Annotated in this window: 16 protein-coding genes and 1 pseudogene; 10 read left to right on the top strand and 7 right to left on the bottom strand. The window is 68.3% G+C overall.

The window, feature by feature from the left end; translation table 11 throughout:
• The first annotated feature begins 27 nt into the window (after positions 1 to 27).
• The 9 genes from gnd to LzC2_RS03610 all read left to right on the top strand — a co-directional run bounded on the left by gnd (position 28) and on the right by LzC2_RS03610 (position 9,066).
• Positions 28 to 1,530 (top strand): decarboxylating NADP(+)-dependent phosphogluconate dehydrogenase, encoded by a 1,503-nt coding sequence (gene gnd / locus LzC2_RS03650; RefSeq protein WP_171183871.1) that lies wholly within the window; start codon positions 28 to 30, stop codon positions 1,528 to 1,530.
• Between the two features lie 101 nt (positions 1,531 to 1,631).
• Positions 1,632 to 2,390: an MBL fold metallo-hydrolase gene (locus LzC2_RS03645; RefSeq protein ID WP_171183869.1), complete on the top strand. Its 759-nt coding sequence runs from the start codon at positions 1,632 to 1,634 to the stop codon at positions 2,388 to 2,390.
• Positions 2,391 to 2,655: 265 nt separating this feature from the next.
• A complete protein-coding gene (locus tag LzC2_RS03640; RefSeq protein WP_171183867.1) occupies positions 2,656 to 2,925 on the top strand; it encodes a CPXCG motif-containing cysteine-rich protein in 270 nt (89 codons plus the stop codon).
• 220 nt (positions 2,926 to 3,145) lie between these two features.
• Complete coding sequence (gene rpmF / locus LzC2_RS03635) at positions 3,146 to 3,328, top strand: 50S ribosomal protein L32 (protein WP_171183866.1); 183 nt, start codon at positions 3,146 to 3,148, stop codon at positions 3,326 to 3,328.
• 169 nt (positions 3,329 to 3,497) lie between these two features.
• Positions 3,498 to 4,559, top strand: a complete 1,062-nt coding sequence (gene plsX / locus LzC2_RS03630; RefSeq protein ID WP_315854521.1) for a phosphate acyltransferase PlsX — start codon at positions 3,498 to 3,500, stop codon at positions 4,557 to 4,559.
• Entirely contained in the window at positions 4,559 to 5,461 is a 903-nt protein-coding gene (gene fabD, locus LzC2_RS03625; protein WP_171183865.1) for an ACP S-malonyltransferase, read from the top strand. Before plsX ends, fabD begins: the two co-directional genes overlap by 1 nt.
• A gap of 250 nt (positions 5,462 to 5,711) precedes the next feature.
• Positions 5,712 to 5,960 (top strand): acyl carrier protein, encoded by a 249-nt coding sequence (gene acpP / locus LzC2_RS03620; RefSeq protein ID WP_171183864.1) that lies wholly within the window; start codon positions 5,712 to 5,714, stop codon positions 5,958 to 5,960.
• 160 nt (positions 5,961 to 6,120) lie between these two features.
• Positions 6,121 to 7,392 (top strand): beta-ketoacyl-ACP synthase II, encoded by a 1,272-nt coding sequence (fabF, locus tag LzC2_RS03615; RefSeq protein WP_171183924.1) that lies wholly within the window; start codon positions 6,121 to 6,123, stop codon positions 7,390 to 7,392.
• Between the two features lie 330 nt (positions 7,393 to 7,722).
• Positions 7,723 to 9,066: a beta-ketoacyl-[acyl-carrier-protein] synthase family protein gene (locus LzC2_RS03610; RefSeq protein WP_171183863.1), complete on the top strand. Its 1,344-nt coding sequence runs from the start codon at positions 7,723 to 7,725 to the stop codon at positions 9,064 to 9,066.
• Positions 9,067 to 9,221: 155 nt separating this feature from the next.
• Here the strand turns inward: LzC2_RS03610 and LzC2_RS03605 are convergent, their stop codons facing one another.
• Both LzC2_RS03605 and LzC2_RS03600 read right to left on the bottom strand, forming a co-directional pair.
• Positions 9,222 to 9,851, bottom strand: a complete 630-nt coding sequence (locus LzC2_RS03605) for a PDZ domain-containing protein (protein WP_171183862.1) — start codon at positions 9,849 to 9,851, stop codon at positions 9,222 to 9,224.
• A 148-nt stretch (positions 9,852 to 9,999) separates the two neighbouring features.
• Positions 10,000 to 10,218: a hypothetical protein gene (locus tag LzC2_RS03600; RefSeq protein WP_171183861.1), complete on the bottom strand. Its 219-nt coding sequence runs from the start codon at positions 10,216 to 10,218 to the stop codon at positions 10,000 to 10,002.
• Positions 10,219 to 10,802: 584 nt separating this feature from the next.
• On the opposite strand from LzC2_RS03600, the gene tpx reads away from it, so the two are divergent.
• Complete coding sequence (tpx, locus tag LzC2_RS03595; protein WP_171183860.1) at positions 10,803 to 11,309, top strand: thiol peroxidase; 507 nt, start codon at positions 10,803 to 10,805, stop codon at positions 11,307 to 11,309.
• Positions 11,310 to 11,399: 90 nt separating this feature from the next.
• Here tpx and ruvB read toward each other — a convergent pair whose 3' ends face one another.
• From ruvB to LzC2_RS03570, 5 genes and pseudogenes are all read right to left on the bottom strand, one after another.
• On the bottom strand, positions 11,400 to 12,518 hold the full coding sequence (ruvB, locus tag LzC2_RS03590) for a Holliday junction branch migration DNA helicase RuvB (protein WP_171183859.1): 1,119 nt from the start codon (positions 12,516 to 12,518) through the stop codon (positions 11,400 to 11,402).
• A gap of 186 nt (positions 12,519 to 12,704) precedes the next feature.
• Complete coding sequence (locus tag LzC2_RS03585; RefSeq protein ID WP_171183858.1) at positions 12,705 to 13,880, bottom strand: zinc ribbon domain-containing protein; 1,176 nt, start codon at positions 13,878 to 13,880, stop codon at positions 12,705 to 12,707.
• Positions 13,881 to 13,998: 118 nt separating this feature from the next.
• A complete protein-coding gene (locus LzC2_RS03580) occupies positions 13,999 to 15,105 on the bottom strand; it encodes a zinc ribbon domain-containing protein (RefSeq protein ID WP_171183855.1) in 1,107 nt (368 codons plus the stop codon).
• A gap of 30 nt (positions 15,106 to 15,135) precedes the next feature.
• On the bottom strand, positions 15,136 to 16,263 hold the full coding sequence (locus tag LzC2_RS03575) for a zinc ribbon domain-containing protein (RefSeq protein ID WP_171183857.1): 1,128 nt from the start codon (positions 16,261 to 16,263) through the stop codon (positions 15,136 to 15,138).
• Between the two features lie 132 nt (positions 16,264 to 16,395).
• Positions 16,396 to 17,487, bottom strand: a pseudogene (locus tag LzC2_RS03570) (hypothetical protein); the annotation flags it as partial.

Genomic DNA, 17,487 nt, shown 5'->3' with positions numbered 1-17,487 from the left:
TCCGCAGTGAATTCCGCCCGCGCCCCGATGCCCGAACCGCAACACGATATCGCCCTGATCGGCCTCGCCGTCATGGGGCAGAACCTCGTCCTCAACATGGCCAACCACGGCCACTCCGTGGCCGTCTACAACCGGACCACCGCGACGACTGACGAGTTCATCGCCAGCCTGCCGGGCGAGGGCATCGACAAGGTCCATGAGGGCACGATCGACCGCGTGAAGGGTTACGCGGACCTCGGCGAATTGTGCGCCAGCCTGAAGTCGCCCCGCAAGGTGATGATCATGGTGAAGGCCGGTCCGGCCGTGGACGCGGTGATCGACGCGATCAAGCCGCACCTCGACCAGGGCGACGTGATCATCGACGGCGGCAACAGCTACTTCGTCGACACCAACCGTCGCGCCGAAGAGCTGACGAAAGAGGGTTACCTGTTCGTCGGCGCCGGCGTCTCCGGCGGGGAAGAGGGGGCGCTGAAGGGGCCGAGCATCATGCCCGGCGGCTCGAAAGAGGCGTGGCCGCTGGTCAAACCGATCATGCAGGACATCGCCGCGAAGGTCGGCCCGAACGCCGACATCCCCTGCTGCGAGTGGGTCGGCCCCGCCGGCAGCGGGCACTACGTCAAGATGGTGCACAACGGCATCGAGTACGGCGACATGCAGTTGATCTGCGAGTCGTACTTCCTGATGAAGGAAGCCCTCGGCCTGTCCAACGACGAGCTCTACGACGTGTTCGCGTCGTGGAACAAAGGCGTGCTCGCCAGTTACCTGATCGAGATTACCCGCGACATCTTCAGCGCCCACGACCCGGAAACGGGTACGGCGATGGTCGACCTGATCCTCGACGTCGCCAAGCAAAAGGGCACCGGCAAGTGGATGGCCCAGCACGCGCTGGACCTCGGCGTGCCGACGACGCTCATCACCGAAGCCGTCTACGCCCGCTGCCTCGCCGCCCAGAAGGACGAACGGGTGCGGGCCGAAGAGGTGCTGAAGGGCCCGGACCAGACGAAGTTCGACGGCGACCGCGACGCGTTCATCGACGCCGTCGGCAATGCGTTGTACGCCTCGAAGCTGGTCAGCTACGCACAGGGCTACGTCCAGATGCAGGCGGCTGCCGCGGAGTTTGGCTGGGATCTCGCCTACGGCGACATCGCGCTGATGTGGCGGGGCGGGTGCATCATCCGCAGCGTGTTCCTCGACGACATCAAGACCGCGTTCGACAAGAACCCGCAGCTCGAGAACCTGCTGCTGGACGAATTCTTCAAGGACGCGATCGACAAATCGCAGGCCGCGTGGCGCGAAGTCGTGCAGGCCGGCGTGAAGCTCGGCATTCCGATGCCCGGGTTCACCGCGGCGCTGTCCTACTACGACGGCTATCGCCGGGCCCGGCTGCCGGCCAACCTGTTGCAGGCGCAACGGGACTATTTCGGCGCCCACACCTACCAGCGCCTCGACAAGCCCCGGGAGGAGACGTTCCACTCGGAGTGGCTCGACCTGCGCAAGGATCCGGGCGAACCGGCCGAAGCCCCCGAATGACTCCCGGCGTCGCGTAATTCGTCGTCGCTCGCTCGTCCCTCCGACAGACAGGCCGCCCTCATGGATCGCTTCATGACCAGGTCGCTGCGGGAGGCGGGCGGGTGAACGTCGAGTTCCTCGGTACCGGCGGGTATCACCCGGACGCCCATCGGCACACCACCTGTGTGCTGCTGCCGGATCGGGGACTCTGTATCGACGCCGGCTCCGCTTTCTTCCGAGCGCCGGACCGGTTGTCGGAGCACGGCGTGACCGAGTTGGATCTCGTGCTGACGCACGCCCACCTGGATCACATCGTCGGACTCACGTTCCCGCTCGTGCATATCGAGCGGGGGACGCTGACGGCCGTGCGGATTCACGGCCGCAAGAAGAAGTTGGACGCCGTCCGCGAGCATCTGTTCGCGAACGATCTCTTTCCGATCATCCCGCAAGTCTATGAGTGGCTCCCGCTGCCGGACGTGGAGTCCGGCTCGCTGGACGTCGCCGGGGGCACGCTGCACTTTCGCGAGCAAACGCACCCCGGCGGCAGCCTCGGACTACGGTTTGACGCCGACGGCAAGCGATTCGCGTTCTGTACCGACACCGTCCCGGAAGCCGCGACCGCGGACTTCGCCGCGGACGCCGATCTGTTCGCCCACGAGTGCAACTTCCCGGACGGTTGGGAAGACCTCGGCGCCCGCACCGGGCATAGCACGTTAACGCCGACGCTCGATCTCGCCCGCCAGGTGCGTGCGAAGCGAACGTTGCTGGTGCACGTCAGCCCCGGCGCATGCGATCCCGCGGACCCGGTCGGGCTGGGGGACGTCACGAACCCTCCGCCGTTCACCGCGGTCGCGGTCGACGGTCTTCAAGCGACGCTATAAAGGAGGTCGAACGTCGAGGGCCGAACGGCCCCCGAAATCGTGCGAACTATTTCTTGTGACGGATCTTGGCCCGCATCCGCCGCTTTTTGCGACCGATTTTACGACGACCTTTGCCGGACTTCTTGGTGCCCATACGCGAGGGGGTTTCCTAATCGGGGGCGGCGCGGAGCCGCGGGTGGTGGTGGGGAAGCGGTCCAGTCTACGCTGGCCGGCCCGTGCTCGTAAACCGGCCGGCGCCGATCGCCGACGCTCGTCAGGCCCGCCCATGACGCCCGACCCCTTCGATCTCGCCGCTCAGTTCGCCTCCCGTCCGGCGCCCGCTCCGAGAGGAGACGAGGAAGGAACGTCGCCGGCGGCAGACGAAATCGCCTACATCTGCGACGCCTGCGGGGAAGAAATTGTCGTTCCCGCCGATCTCGCCGGCGGCGCATCTCAGGAGTACGTCGAGGATTGCCCCGTCTGTTGTCGGCCGAACCTGTTGACGGTCACGGTCGGACTGGACGGGGATGTGCGATGCGAGGCGCGGCCGGAGTAGCCGAGGCATCCGGCAGGGGCTGCATCCGGCGCGATCGGCGGCGATCCCCTTGCGCAGAGCGGCAAAGGTTCTCGGGAGGGGGTTCGGTTGTGGGCTTGGGGGGACGCACTTATGATCCGCGGCCCGTCGGCGGCCGTGCGGCCGTCGTTCCGTCGTTCTCTCGAGCGTTCTCCGACCTGCCCGCGGCGGTCGTTTCGGACGCGACGTAGATTGAAGCACCATGGCCGTTCCCAAAAGGCGTACCTCGAAGGCTCGTAAGCGGAAACGCCGCAGCCACATGAGTCGCACCGCGCCGACCGTCGCTCCCTGCAGTCAGTGCGGCACCTCTCGTCCGACGCACGTCGTCTGCCCGAACTGCGGCTTCTACATGGGTCGTACTCTGGTCGAGACGGACATCGATTAGGTTCTCGCGGTGCGCCGCTTGTTCGGCGTCCCCGCGCTTGCCCCGTCCGTCGTTCGTCCCTCCCGGGCGTCTTGTCTCGCAGTTGAAGGTCAGTGTGACCGATTCTCCTTCCGCCGCCGGCCCGGCTTTGCACGACCCTGCGACAGCGCCGGGTCCGCCGCCTCCCGGCGTGACTCGGGTTGCGCTCGATGCGATGGGCGGCGACGACGCGCCCGGCCCGAATATCGACGGCGCGCGTCTGGCCTTGGCTGAGGATCCTGATCTGCACGTCGTGCTGGTCGGCGACGAATCGGTCGTACGGCCCGCGGTCGAGGGGGGCGACGACTACGGCGGGCGCCTCTCGTTTGAGGTGTCGCACGGCGTGGTCGGGATGGAGGAGAAGCCCACGGCTGCTCTGCGGGCCAAGCCGCGCTGCTCCATTACCGTCTGTTGGACGCTGATGGCCGAGCGTCGCGTCGATGCCGTGGTCTCCGCCGGCAACACCGGGGCGGTGGTGGCCGCCGGGTTGCGGACGCGGTTGTTCCTGAAGGGCGTCCGGCGCCCGGGGATCGCGGTCACGCTGCCGACCCTCAAGGGGCGGTCGATTCTGGTGGACGTCGGCGCCAACCCGCTCGCCAAGCCGGATCACCTCGTGCAGTACGGGGTGATGGGGGCCGTGCTGGCCAAGGAGGTGTTGGGCGTCGAGAATCCTCGCATCGGGTTGATGAATATCGGGTCGGAAGACGGGAAGGGGAATGATCTCTACCGCGAAACGCACGACCTGCTGAGGTCCAGTCCGGCGACCGCGGCGAACTACGTCGGCAACGTCGAGGGGCGGGGGCTGTATCGGGGCGAGGCCGACGTGCTGGTCTGCGAGGGGTTCGTGGGGAACGTCACGCTCAAGGTTTCCGAGGGGATCGCCGAGTTCCTCATGACCGCCGCCGCCGGGCAGGTGATGGGCGATCTGCACGCCAATGCCGCCTCCCTGGGCGACGCCGCCCCGGCCGCGATCGCTTCGGCGAAATCGAGCTTCGAATCGCTCGGCAATCGGTTCCGCTACAGCAAGGTGGGCGGGGCGCCCCTGTTGGGGATCGACGGCACCTGCATCATTTCTCATGGGTCCAGCGACGCGACGGCGATTCAAAACGCCCTCGCGGCTGTCGAACTGTTTCAGCACGCCCACCTCAACGAACGCATGGCCGAGGCGCTGGCCGTCCTGCAGCCCGCCCCCGCGACCCCGACGAATCCCTGATGACGACCGCGTTGCTGTTTCCCGGGCAGGGCGCCCAGACCGTCGGGATGGGCGTCGCTTTGCGGGAGGCTTATCCCGCCGCGCAAGAGCTGTACGACCGTGCCGCCGAAGTGCTCGGCTACGATCTCGCCGCGTTGTGCGAGAACGGCCCGGCGGAGAAGCTGAATGCAACCGACGTATCGCAGCCGGCGCTGTATGTCTCAGGGTACGCGGCGCTGGAGAAGCTCAAAGCCGAGCACCCGGAGGCGCTGGGCGACGTCGCCTTCGCGGCGGGTTTGAGTCTCGGCGAGTACACCGCGTTGGCCTTCGCGGAGGCGTTCAGTTTTGAGGACGGATTGAGAGTCGTGCAGGCTCGCGGACGGGCGATGCAGGCCGCTGCGGAGGCGACGCCCTCGGGGATGGTGTCCGCCCTGCTGCTGGGCCGCGACGCGGTGCAGGGCGTGCGCGACGAAGCGGCGGGCGACGACGTACTCGAACTGGCGAACTTTCTGTGCCCCGGCAACACGGTGCTGTCCGGCGAGACGGCCGCCGTCGAGCGGGCGACCGCGGCGATCGAGGCGGCCGGCGGTCGCCCGATTCCGTTGGCGGTCGCGGGGGCGTTCCACACCTCGCTGATGAAGCCGGCCGACGAGCAGTTGGCTGCGGCGCTGGAGGGCGTGGAGATGTCCTCGCCGAAGGTCCCGGTCGTTTCCAACGTGGACGCCGCCCCGCACACCGACCCCGCTGAGATTCGCGCGCTACTGGTTCGACAGGTGCTCTCGCCGGTGCGGTGGGAAGACTCGATTCGGACGATGATGGCGGCCGGGGTCGATCGATTCTACGAGGTCGGCACCGGCCGGGTGCTGACCGGGCTGCTGAAGCGAATCGACCGTAAAACGCCGTGCACGGCGATCGGAGACTGACGCACCCTCGAGCGACCCGCGTCGCCGTTGTCGTCCTCGCCGGACCGGACCCGAAGTCAGGACTGCCGCGCGTTGCGGTAGACACTCTTTCCCGGCACGGTTAGAACCTGAGCGGTCGGCAGCGTATGGTGTGGGCTCCATAAGAGTCCCCCGGCTTCAACGCCGACTTCCCCTTGCCGGCGGCCGTGAGCCTACCGGTTCCCGACGCACACACTCCCGCCGCCCTCGTGCGGCGACCCGAGGATCACCCGTGGCTGCCGAAGCGACCGAAGAAAAAGTCATCCAGATCGTCTCCGACCAGCTCGGCGTGCCGGTCGAGGAGGTCTCCCGTGAAAGTAAGTTCGTCGACGATTTGAAGGCCGACAGCCTGGATTTGGTCGAACTGGGCATGGAGTTCGAAGACACCTTCGATATCACCATCCCGGACGAGGACTACGAAAAGATCCAGACCGTCGGCGACGCCGTCGATTACATCGAGCAGCGTCAGGCCGAGGCCTGAGACCCCGCTTGGGCGGAACCCCCGTCCGTCGTCGCCCGCCCGTCGCCGCCACTCGTCCGCTTCGTCGGTCAGTCGCGGCTCGCGGCGGGTTCCCCGTCGTCCCGTTTCGTCCGTCGGCCCGTGGGCCTCGTGACGCCCCGCCGTGAGTGAGAACGCCTCCGTGAGTAGCGACCGGGTCACCCGCTCGACCGAACTCCGCCGCGTCGCCGTGACCGGCGGCTCGGTGGTCTCCACGCTTGGACACTCCCGCCAGGAGTTCTGGGAACGCTGCGCCGCCGGCAAAAGCGGCGTGACGCGGATCGGCCGATTCGTGCCGGACGAGTTCAAAGTCCACTTCGCCGGCGAAGTGAAGGACTTCGACGCCGCCGCGATGGTGGACGTGCCGGAGAAAGAGCTGCGGCGGATGGACCGGTTCGTCCAGTTCGCCGTCGTCGCCGCCGACCGCGCTTTGAAAGAGGCCGGCCTCGACAAAGACAGCGGCGATCCCACCCGCCGCGGCGTGCTCGTCGGCAGCGGGATCGGCGGTCTCCATGAAATCGAGGAGCAGCACCGCACGCTGTTTGAACGCGGCCCCCGCCGGGTCAGCCCTTTCATGATCCCCAAGCTGATGGTCAACGCCGCCAGCGGGAACATTTCCTATCTGTTCAACCTCAAGGGGCCGAACAGCGCCGTGGCGACGGCTTGCGCCAGCGCCACGAACGCCATCGGCGACGCGTTCCGGCTGATTCAGCACGGGCAGGCGGACGTCATGGTCACCGGCGGCAGCGAGGCGGGCATCACGCCGATGGGCGTGTCCGGCTTCGCCCGCATGAACGCGCTGTCCAACCGAAACGACGCCCCGGCGCTCGCCTCCCGTCCCTTCGACAAGGATCGCGACGGCTTTGTGCTCGGCGAGGGCGCTGGGATCTTGGTGCTGGAAGACTGGGACCACGCCATGAACCGCGGGGCGGAGATTTTGGGCGAAGTGCTCGGCTACGGCATGAGCAGCGACGCTTATCACATGACCGCCCCCGACCCCGAGGGACGCGGCGCCGGTCGGGCCATGACCTTCGCGATCCAGGACGCCGGGCTGAACGTCGACGACATCCAGTACGTCAACGCCCACGGCACCAGCACCCCGCTCGGCGACAAGGCGGAGACCGCGGCCATCAAAAACGTCTTCGGCGATCACGCCTACAAGCTGGCCGTCAGCAGCACCAAGTCGCAGCTCGGTCACCTGCTCGGCGCCAGCGGCGGCGTGGAGACGATCGCCTGCCTGATGGCGCTGACCGAACAGGCCGCCCCGCCGACGATCAACCTCGACGAGCCGGGCGAGGGCTGCGACCTCGACTACGTCCCGCACGAAGCCCGCCCGATGAAGATCGACGCGGTCCTGAACAACTCCTTCGGCTTCGGCGGCCACAACGCCTGCTTGGTGCTGGGCAAGGTGTGATGGCTGTCGCTCTGGACGGCTGGAGGAATCCGTTTGTGTAAAGCCCGCAATCGAAGACCTGACTGTTGATCGTGGCCGATGGACTGCTTGGGGAGCGGTCGTCTCATTGGCGACGGCCTATTTCGCCAGGGAAGGGCATTCGCAAGTCGCGACGGTCCCCGGGACTGAGATCCCCTCGCTGCTCGCGGGCCTGTTCGTCACTCCTGCGGGAGCCATGCTCGGCTTTGCCGCGGCGACGTGGCGGAACCGATTCGCTGACTCAACCGACATTGACCCCCCGACAGCCGGGACCGATGCTGCGGGTTCTAACGGCACCGACTGAATAGTCCGATGAGCAATTCTGATTCCCTCAGCGGCGACCGCCGCCGCGTCGTCATCACCGGACTCGGGGTCGTTAGCCCGCTGGGCATCGGCGTGGACAAGTTCCTTGAGGAACTGAAGGCCAAACGCAGCGGGATCGACGTCGTCACGGACGTGATGGACACCTCCGCCGCCCCGGGCAACGTCGGCGGGGAAGTGCCGGACTTCGACGACGGCGTCACCAAGGAGGCGATGCCCAAACGGCAGCGGAAGTTCGTCAAAGTGATGTGCCGGGAGATTGAACTCGGCGTCGTCTCGGCGTTGCACGCGGTCACCCATAGCGGGCTGGATCTCGACGCGATCGACCGCAGCCGGATGGGCGTGGATTTCGGGGCGAACCTCATGTTCAGCCCGCCTGCGGTACTGGCTGACGCCGCTGCGGCCTGTCTCGATCCGCACTCTGCGGAAACCGCAGAACCGGGCAAATTTCACTTTGAGCGCTGGGGCCAAAAGGGAATGAAGCTGATGGAGCCGCTCTGGCTCCTCAAATATCTGCCGAACATGCCGGCGTGCCACATCGGCATCGCTCTGGACGCACGCGGTCCGAGCAACTCGCTGACGATGGGCGGCGCCAGCGGCAACGCGGTGCTGTCGGAGGCGGCTCACATCATCGAGCGCGGCCGGGCCGACGTGATGGTCGCGGGGACCACCGGCACCCATCTGCACCCGGTACGGACGACGAACGCCGGCCTGTTCGGCGAACTCGCCGAGGGCGATGGCCCGCCGGGCGCCTGGTGCAAACCGTACGACGCGAACCGCATCGGCGAGGTCGTCGGCGAGGGCGCCTGCACCGTGATTCTCGAAGAGCGCGGCCACGCCGAAGCGCGCGGAGCGACGATCTACGGCGAAGTGCTGGGCTTCGGCTCCGCCTGCGTCTCCGAAGCGGACGCGACCGGCCATCTCGGCAAAGCGATCGCCGTCGCGGGCCGGGCGGCGCTGCGCGACGCGGGGCTGAATCCGGGCGACCTCGGCCACATCAACGGCCACGGCGTCGGTTCCCGCCGGTCGGACGCCGATGAATGCCGCGGGCTGGCCGCCTTGCTCGAAGGCGCCGACGTGCCCGTGACGGGCGTGAAGGGCTTCACCGGCAACGCCGGGTCCGGCAGCGGCGTGCAGGAACTGATCGCCAGCCTGATGATGTTGCGGGAAGGTTTGATTCCGGTCTGCCTCAATCACCAAGAGGCGGACGCGGACTTCAGCGGCCTGCGGTTCGTCGCCGGCGATCATGCCCCGGACGGCGGCAACAAGGTCTTCCTGAACCTCAACGGCACCCGCGGCGGACAGGCCAGCGCGGCGATCGTCCGGGCGGAGTAGCTCGGCGACGGCGCTGGCCCCGCTGGTTCCCGTCATGCGGCGGCGCCGGAGGCCGGCGGCTTGACGCGGGGAGCAGCGCCTCACAGGGGGAGCAGCGGATTGCCTCCCTCTGGAGAACGCCGATCCCGGTCCAACTCCCGGTCCCGGTCCCGGTTTCAACGGCGCGGCGCCTCAGGCGAACGATCGTCGGGGAGCGCGTCCGACTGTTCGAGGATTCCAGGTCGACGGGGGATGCCCGCTCGCTCTCGACCGATGCGAACGTCAACGTTCAACAATTGCCGGTTCCGCACGTTCTGAACCAACAACGTCACTTCGCCGCGACGACCGGCCCGACGACGTATCTCCCGCCCGAGCGGGTACAGCCGCCCCTGCACGTAACCGATCTGGAACCCGTCGACGGTCAGGATGCGATCGCCGCGTTCCAACCCGGTCCGGGCCGCGGGGCTGTTCGGGATCACCCCCGTCACCGTTACGCCCTCGCTGGTGTTGTAGGCGTACACGCCCAGCACGTAGTCCCCTCGGTGCGGCGGGACCAGTTGCGGCTCGATCCGACCTCGATCCCCACGGCTGCCGGGACGATCTGCGGGGCGCCCGTCGCGCTGCGTTCTCGGCTCTCCGGGGGCGTCCGGCATGCCGTCCAGAGTGCCGCGGTCGGTACGCTCCTCCGGCGCCTCTCCGTCCCCACGGGAACGCAGCGGTCCGGGCGCCGGCTGGTCGGAGGATTCCGCCCCCTCCTGGGGAGCGAGCGGGGCCGACAGGGCGACGATCAGCAGCGGGGCGAACATGAGAGACCTTCCTGCGGAGAGGCGTCGGGTGACCAACCCTCAACCTACGTCGCTCCTCGGTTCCGCTCCTGGGGTCTCCTCGGGAAGGCGGGGCGGGGGATCTCCCAACGGCGCCGTTGGGGCGGCGCCGCGGGGAGGGCTCGGCGGCTCATGCCTCCAATCCGGTCAGCGTGCCGGTCCCGCTGGCGAAGCGATCCGTTTCGACGCCGACGTTCTGAAGCAGGCTGACGAAGAGATTCGCCAGCGGTGCGTTCTTCTCCCGGTCGTACGACAGATCGCCACCCCGGAGGTCGCCGCCGCTTGCCGTTGCGATCGTCCATGGCGGGATATGCGAGCGGTGTTTTTCGCCGGGCTGCACCGACGTCATCAGTTCGAGATCAGACCTCGTACGCCCCCTCGGCGGACTGAACGGCCTGACGCCGCTGCTGATCGCTGGCGACGGCGGGGATCTTCGCGCCGCCCCGTCCCGTCGTCATGAACGCGGTCCTGATCGCCCGCAGCCCGATGTGGTGGTGGGCCGCATGGGGAACGATGAAATCGCTGGCTCGCCACGGCGTTTGGGCCGTGTCCGGCTGCCGCCGCGGAACACCCCAGCGGCACGATCAGGAGCGGGACGGAACGAGGCACGGCGCGGGGAACAGGCGAGGCGGGAGTGAGGAGCAGACGAGCGCGCGGCGGGGCGCCCACCGTGACCGCCTCGGCCGATGCGAGACGGGGCTTGGTTTGCGCGCGAAGGTTCCCCGCCGTGGTTCTCCTGAGCGCGCGGGCGGTGCTTGGCCCGAACGTCCGCGCGCGGACCGTTGTTTCCCGGACGGTTGGCGCCCATCCTGTCCGCCCGCCGCGGAACCGCCGCGCGCCGACGATCGCGTCGCCGAACTGCGGCGCGCCGACGGCTCGCGAGCGGACCCTCGGCGTCCGATCGTTCCACGAACACCAACGAGTCGCCCGCCCATGTCCGCTTCCGTCACCTTCAAGGGCGACGCCGTCGCTCTCGCCGGCCCCGAACTGAAAGTCGGCGACAAGGCGCCGGACTTCTCGTTGCAGGCGATCGATATGTCCGACGTCACGCTCACGACCGACGCCGGCTCCGCCCGCATCGTCGCGGTCGTGCCGAGCCTCGATACCAGCGTGTGCAGCAAAGAAACCAAATCGTTCAACGACGCCGCGAAAAGCGATCCGTCCCTCAATATTTACTCCGTCAGCTGCGACCTGCCGTTCGCGATGAAGCGGTGGTGCGCCGCCGAGGGCGTGGAGAACGTCAAAGCCCTCTCCGACCACCGTACCGCCGCGTTCGGCGAAGCGTACGGCGTGAAGATCGACGGCGGCCCGCTGGACCGGGTGTTGTGCCGAGCGGTCTTCGTGATCGGCGCGGACGACACGCTCAAGCACGTCGAATACTGCTCCGAGATCGCCGAAGAGCCGGACTACGACGCCGCGATCGCCGCCGCCAAGGGCTGAGAAAAAACTCAAAGACCAAGAACTCAAGAACCAAAACCGACGACGCTCACGCATGGGCTTTGGTTCTTGAGATCTTGGTCTTGATGCTTCCTAAAAGAGACTGCTGTCGTCGGTCGTGCGGTCTAACCCCAGGTGATCCCACGCCTTCGGAGTGACCACCCGGCCGCGGCTGGTCCGTTGCATCAGGCCGCAGCGGAGGAGGTAGGGTTCGACTTCGTCCTCCAGCGTGTCCGTCGGCACGCTGAGGGCGTGCGACAGCGTGGTCAGCCCCACCGGGCCGCCGACGAACGCTTCAATGATCGTCCGCAGATAGCGACGGTCCTGATCCTCCAGACCGAGCGCGTCCACCTCCCGCATCTCCAGCGCCCGGGCGGCGAGGGTGGGGGTCAGTTCGCCGGTTTCGGAGTGCACCTGAGCGAAGTCGCGGCACCAGCGGAGCAGGTTGTTGGCCTTCCGCGGCGTTCCGCGAGAGCGGCGGGCCAACTGCTGGGCCGCGTCGCCTTCGGTCGTCAGGCCCAGTTTGACGGCGTTGCGGCGGACGATCTCGGCCAGGTCGTCGACCTCATAATATTCGACCCGCTCGTGATTGACGAAGCGGTCCCGGAGGGGAGCCGTCAGCATGCCGCTGCGGGTCGTGGCGCCGATGACCGTGAACGGTTCGATGTTCAGGCTGACGGTGCGGGCGCCGGTGCCTTCCCCCATGACGATGTCGACGCGGAAGTCCTCCATCGCCGAATAGAGATATTCCTCGACGGCCGGCGGGAGACGGTGGATTTCGTCGATGAACAGCACCGATCCCCGCGACGCACAGGTGAGGTACGCCACGAGATCGTGCGGCGCCCGCAGCGCCGGGCCGCTGGTGTACTGAATCTCCCCGTCGCCGCCGTCCGTCGCGAGTTCGCGGGGCACGACGGTGGCGAGCGTCGTTTTGCCCAGCCCCGGCGGGCCGTCGAGCAGCAAATGACCGAGCGGTTCGCCCCGCCGCCGGGCGGCGTCCAAAGTGATGCTGAGCCGTTCCACGACCTTCCGCTGGCCGACCACCTCGGAGAGCCGACGGGGGCGGAGGCTGTTCTCGAACTCCGCATCCGGCGTGCCCACGGCGGGCGTGTCGTCCGGCTCGCCGCGATCCCGTCGGGGTTTGGGGGCCGGCTCGTCGGCCGGCCCCGCGTCGTGGTCGGTCTCGCTGCGGTAGGTGGGTTGGCGGGCCATCCGGGCCTTGGGGGACGGTGTCGGCTTCAACGCCGACCGAGCCGAGGCGGTCGGGCGGGCGGTGCGACGATGACGAATCATGGACGTCGGGGGATCATCGACGGGGGGCGGCGGATCGTCCAGCGGGGCGAACGAATCCCGGTCACTTTAGTGGACGCAAGGACACCGTCAATAGGCCGCTCGTCGTCACTCTTCGCGCTGCCGGCCGACGGCGTGGTTCCCGCTGATCTGCTCGTACGCGGCGATGTTCAGCGCGCAGATGTACGGCCCCGCCAGGAGCAGCCCGAGCCCGCAGGGGAGCGACGCGACGAACATGATGATCCCTTGGATGATCGTCAGTCCCAGCAGCGCCAACCGGCTGCCCTTCGTGGCTTCCCAAGCGGCTGAGAGCGGCGTCAGCCCGCTCATTTTGTAGTCCACGCAGAGGAAGAGATACGGCCAGAAGAAGACGCCGATCACCATCTGAACCAGAAAGACGACGAGGCTGATCGGCGCGAGGACCGGGTCGAAATCGAACATCACCATGCCGGGGATGCCGGGCTGCATGATGGGATCGAATCCGATGGCCCGCATGCCCCCGTCGCCGGCGGAGGCGATCGCCCAGAGAATCACGCCGGGCATCGCCAGGAGCACGTTGTAGACGATCGAGGTCAGCGCGGCGCTGGCCCAGACCTCGCGTTCGTTGAACAGGTCGTCGATCTTCGCGCGTCCGCGACGGGCCAGGTTCAACCGCAATCGGACGTATCCGGCGAACAGCAGGGCGGTGATCGCCGTAGTCAACACCTGCGCAATCTGATTGACGCCCGTCATGACCAGCGCGTCTTCGACCGAGGCCCGCCGGGGCGGCTGGCCGAAGTTGCCGTTCGCGACTTGGGCGACGACGCCGAGCGGCCCGCCGATGAAGCAACCGGCGACCATCAGCAGCACGCCGACCAACGCTGCCCCGCCCAGCAGGATACCGAAGTGCTCCGTGCATAATTCCCATCCGCGGCTGAACGTCTCGCCCAGCGACACCGTCCCCACACGGCGTCGGAACCGCGTGCCCCTCGGGTCGACCTCCGGCGGCGTCTCCGTCTGCAGACGCTCGCCGCAGACGGAGCAGGTCTTTGCCCCCCGCGGATTGTCCGCGCCGCACATGGGGCAGTTGACGAAGTCCGGCGGCTCGATCTGATCCGGGACGAAGCCGGTGTCCGGTACGGTGACCGGGTCGCCGCACTGCGGGCAACTGGTCGTCTGCCCGGCGCGACTGCGGAGCGTGAGGAGCTCCTTACCGCAGGTGGCGCAGGCGAACATCACCCGGTCGCCGTCGATCCGCGGCGGGGTCGGATCGGAGAACGAATCCTGGGGATCGTCGGCGGACATGGGCGTCGGCGTGCGTGCGGAGAACCGGGGCGGGGCGGCGGGACCCGAAAACGATCCCCCGTCGCGAACGCCCCGGCAACCGCAGCGGATCAGGACGGCCCGACGATCGGTCGAACCGTCACAGCAGGCCCGCAGGGTCGAGCGCCCGCGGCTCCTCCGCCTCCTCCGCGACCCGGGCGCCGCGGTCGTACGCGTGAGCCAACAGCAGGCCGACCATCGGTCCGACGATCGGCAGCAGCAGGGTCCAGGGCAGCGTGGCGAGGAACAGCATCACCGCGGTGACCAGACTGATCGCGACATGCCCGCCCCACCGGCCGGCGGGCAGCGTCAGACAGGCCTTCAACGGTCGGGCGTGACGCAGATCGGGGCGTTCGACGATCAGAAACGGCAGCGGCCAGAACAACGTCCACATCACGACCGTCGGCACGGCGAAGCCCGCGAAGGCCAGCGTTTGCAAGGCGTCGTAAGACCCGACAACGGCTCGGAACTCCCGCTCCCAGGCCTCCACCAGCAGCGCCCACGCGATCAACTGCCCGGCGAGCAGGCCGAGCACGATCAGGCCGCACAACAGCATCCGTCGGCGTCCCCGCGGGCGCCACAGCGGGGAGAACCGCGAGCCTTCGCCGCTGCGACCGCCCCGCGGCAGCGTCCCGCGGACGACGGCGAGGTCCAGGTTCGCCAGTCCCATCGGCACCGCGGCGTTCAACGGTAGCGCCGCCAACGCTCCGAGGCCGTATCCAAAGAAGAAGCACAGCACGTCTGCATCGCCCGGCAGCGCTCCGTGGAGAACCTCCGCCCCGAGTAAAATTCCCCCGATTCCCAGAAACACCTGCGTGACGAACAGCATGATCCACAGGCACTGCGCCCCGAGCGCGGTGGAACAGAGCAGCAGCCAATGACGTCCGAAGTCCTTCGCGGAGTCCCGCACGATCGCCCCCAACGTCGTCGATGAGGACCGCGGGCCGCCGGTCTGAACAAGCCCCTCGCCCGCGCGGTCCGTCAATGAACCGAGCAACTCGCCGCACTGGCCGCAGGCGGGATCGTCCGCCCCCACGGACGCACCGCAGACGGGGCAGGTGGGCGCCATGACGTTCGAGCGGTCGCCGGCCGCGATCTGGTTTGCCTCGCCGCATTGGGGGCAGGTGACGGTTCCGCCGGCGCCGTGCGGGGGGATCTCCAACTCCCGCTGACAGATCACGCAGGTAACGGTCGAGGCGGCGGACATGAGGGCGTGCGGACGGAGGCGACCGGGGCGTTAGATCACGCCCTCCGGGTCGAGCATGCGGGGGCCGTGGGCGTCGGTCTCCGCGCGATCGAACCGGTCGTAGGCATGGGCGAGCAGCAGCCCCGCGAGCGGCGCGGTCACCAGCAGACCGACGTAACAGAACAGCGTTCCAATGAATAAAAGCCCGTACGCCGCCGCTCCGACCGCGAGGTGCCCGCCCCACGACCCGGCGGGCAACTGAATCGCCGCCCACAGCGGCCGCACATGGCCGATGTCCGGCCGGTCAAGGCACAGAAACGGCACCGGCCAGAACAGCAGAAACAGCCCGCCGAAGACCGCCGTCGGCACCAGATAAAACGCGGCCATGGCCAGGGCTTCGCCGCCTCCGCCACCGCCCAGCCCACCGCCCCCGCCGATCAGCGCGATGATTCCAATCGCCGGCAGGTAGGCCAGGATCGTACCGAAGAAGCCCAGCAGCAGCCCGCACAACATCATCCGCCAGAAGCCGGGCGACTTGAACAGCGTCGCCAGGTCAGGCCGGGAGCGGACCGCTTCGAGGTGCAGCCCGGCCAGTCCCAACGTCATCCAACTGTTCGCGGCGACGACGGCTCCGGAGAACATCAAGCCGCCGAAGATCGCCAGGACGGCCATCAGCACTCCGGCTCCTTCTCCTCCGCCGCCCGCTCCGGCCGCCACAGCGAACCCGCCGAAGACGAGCATCGCCACCCCGATGTACAGGGAGAACACCACCGCGAAAAAAATCAGTCCCGCCAGCAGCACGCCGGCCAGCAGGAGGCCGAAGTGTTCCTTCCAACTCTCGACCGCGGCGTGCCAGACGCTGCCCAGCGTGACCTCCGTCGGCCCGCCGCGACCCATGCCGGTCGGATCGTCGCCCATCCCGCCCAGCAACTCGCCGCAGGAGGGGCAGGCGGCGTCGTCTCCGCTGGCGATCTCGCCGCACACCGGACAACGCACTTCGCCGGGGGCGGTGAACGTCCCGAGCAACTCTCCGTCCGCCGCGCGTTGCGGCGCCGCCGTCGGCACACGGACACGGTCGCCGCACTGGGGACAATCCGTTTCCGCCCCGGCTCTCGTCGCCGGCGCCCGCAGCCGTTTGCCGCAAGTTTCGCAGCGGAACTCGATGCGGTCGTCAGACATGGTGATCAGGCACGAACGTGCGAGCCGGCGAGCCGGCGGGAGCGGGGCGTTCCCAGCTTGGGCAAGTCGGGACGCCGCGTCGATCTTCCCCGGCGATCGAAGCGACGCGGGGACAAAATGGACCGGCCGCAGTCAGAACAGCCCCTCCGGGTCGAGCGGCGCGGGGCCGATCTGTTCCTCCCGCGCCCGCTCCGACCGATCGAACGCATGGGCCAGCAGCAGCCCGCCCAGCGGACCGGTGAAGAGAGTGACGACGCCGCCCAGGAACAGCGTTCCCAGCAACCCGATCGAACCGAACATCCCAAGCCCGCCCGCCCCCAGCAACAGCCCCAACGGCCCGACCAGACCGAAGGCGATCAGCGGGTACGCGGCCAACGCCACCGCGATGCGTCCGCCCCAATCGTCCCTCGGCGTGGTCGCGGCGGCGATCAGCGGTTGGAAGTGTCGCAACGCCGGTCGCTCGTGGATCAGGAAAAACGTCGGCCAGAACAGGACGAACGCGACCGCCGGAACCACGAGCCATGCGGCCATCATCCCTACCGCCGCCGCAACCGGGCCGAGGGCCGCCCAATAGGAAAGAAACCCGGGGGCGATCAGCAGGGCGGTGCTTGAGAGGACCAGCGGCACCCCGCACAGCATCGCCCGACCGAGCCGCGGCGGCCGGAACAGGTGCTGTAACGACGTGCCGCCCCGCGCCGCTTCTAGGTGCATGCCGGCCAATCCATGCACGAAGCAGCACCCGACCGCGGTCACCGCCGCGAAGCCCAGCACGCCGCCGACGACGTAGAGCCGCTCATCGTAATTGAACCAACCGGACCGGTTCAGAAACCCCAGCAACAAGCCCGTTCCGAGAGTCAACATGACGCTGACCGTGCACCACAGCACGCCCGCCAAGAGGTATGCAACGACCAGCACGTCGTAGTTCGTCAGACCGCCGGCCCACGCCGCCCGCCAGACGGCGCCGAGCGTGACAGTCGTCGGTCCCGATGCGGCGAAATCGCCGGTCTCGGCCGAGGACAGCGGCCCGAGCAGTTCCCCGCACGCTTCGCACGCCGCGGCGCCGGGGGCGGTTCTCTCTCCGCAGACGGGGCAGGCGGACGGCACGCTCGGGACCGTCGTCTCGTCACCGCACTGGGGGCAGGTCACGCCGGCCGTGGTCGCCTGCGGGGGCGCCGCCAACTCCTTGCCGCAGGTGCCGCACGGGAAGCGGAGGGGGGCGGCGCC

The organism is Alienimonas chondri, assembly GCF_013036045.1.
Lineage (GTDB): Bacteria > Planctomycetota > Planctomycetia > Planctomycetales > Planctomycetaceae > Alienimonas > Alienimonas chondri.
This window is presented reverse-complemented; position numbering and strand designations above follow the sequence as displayed.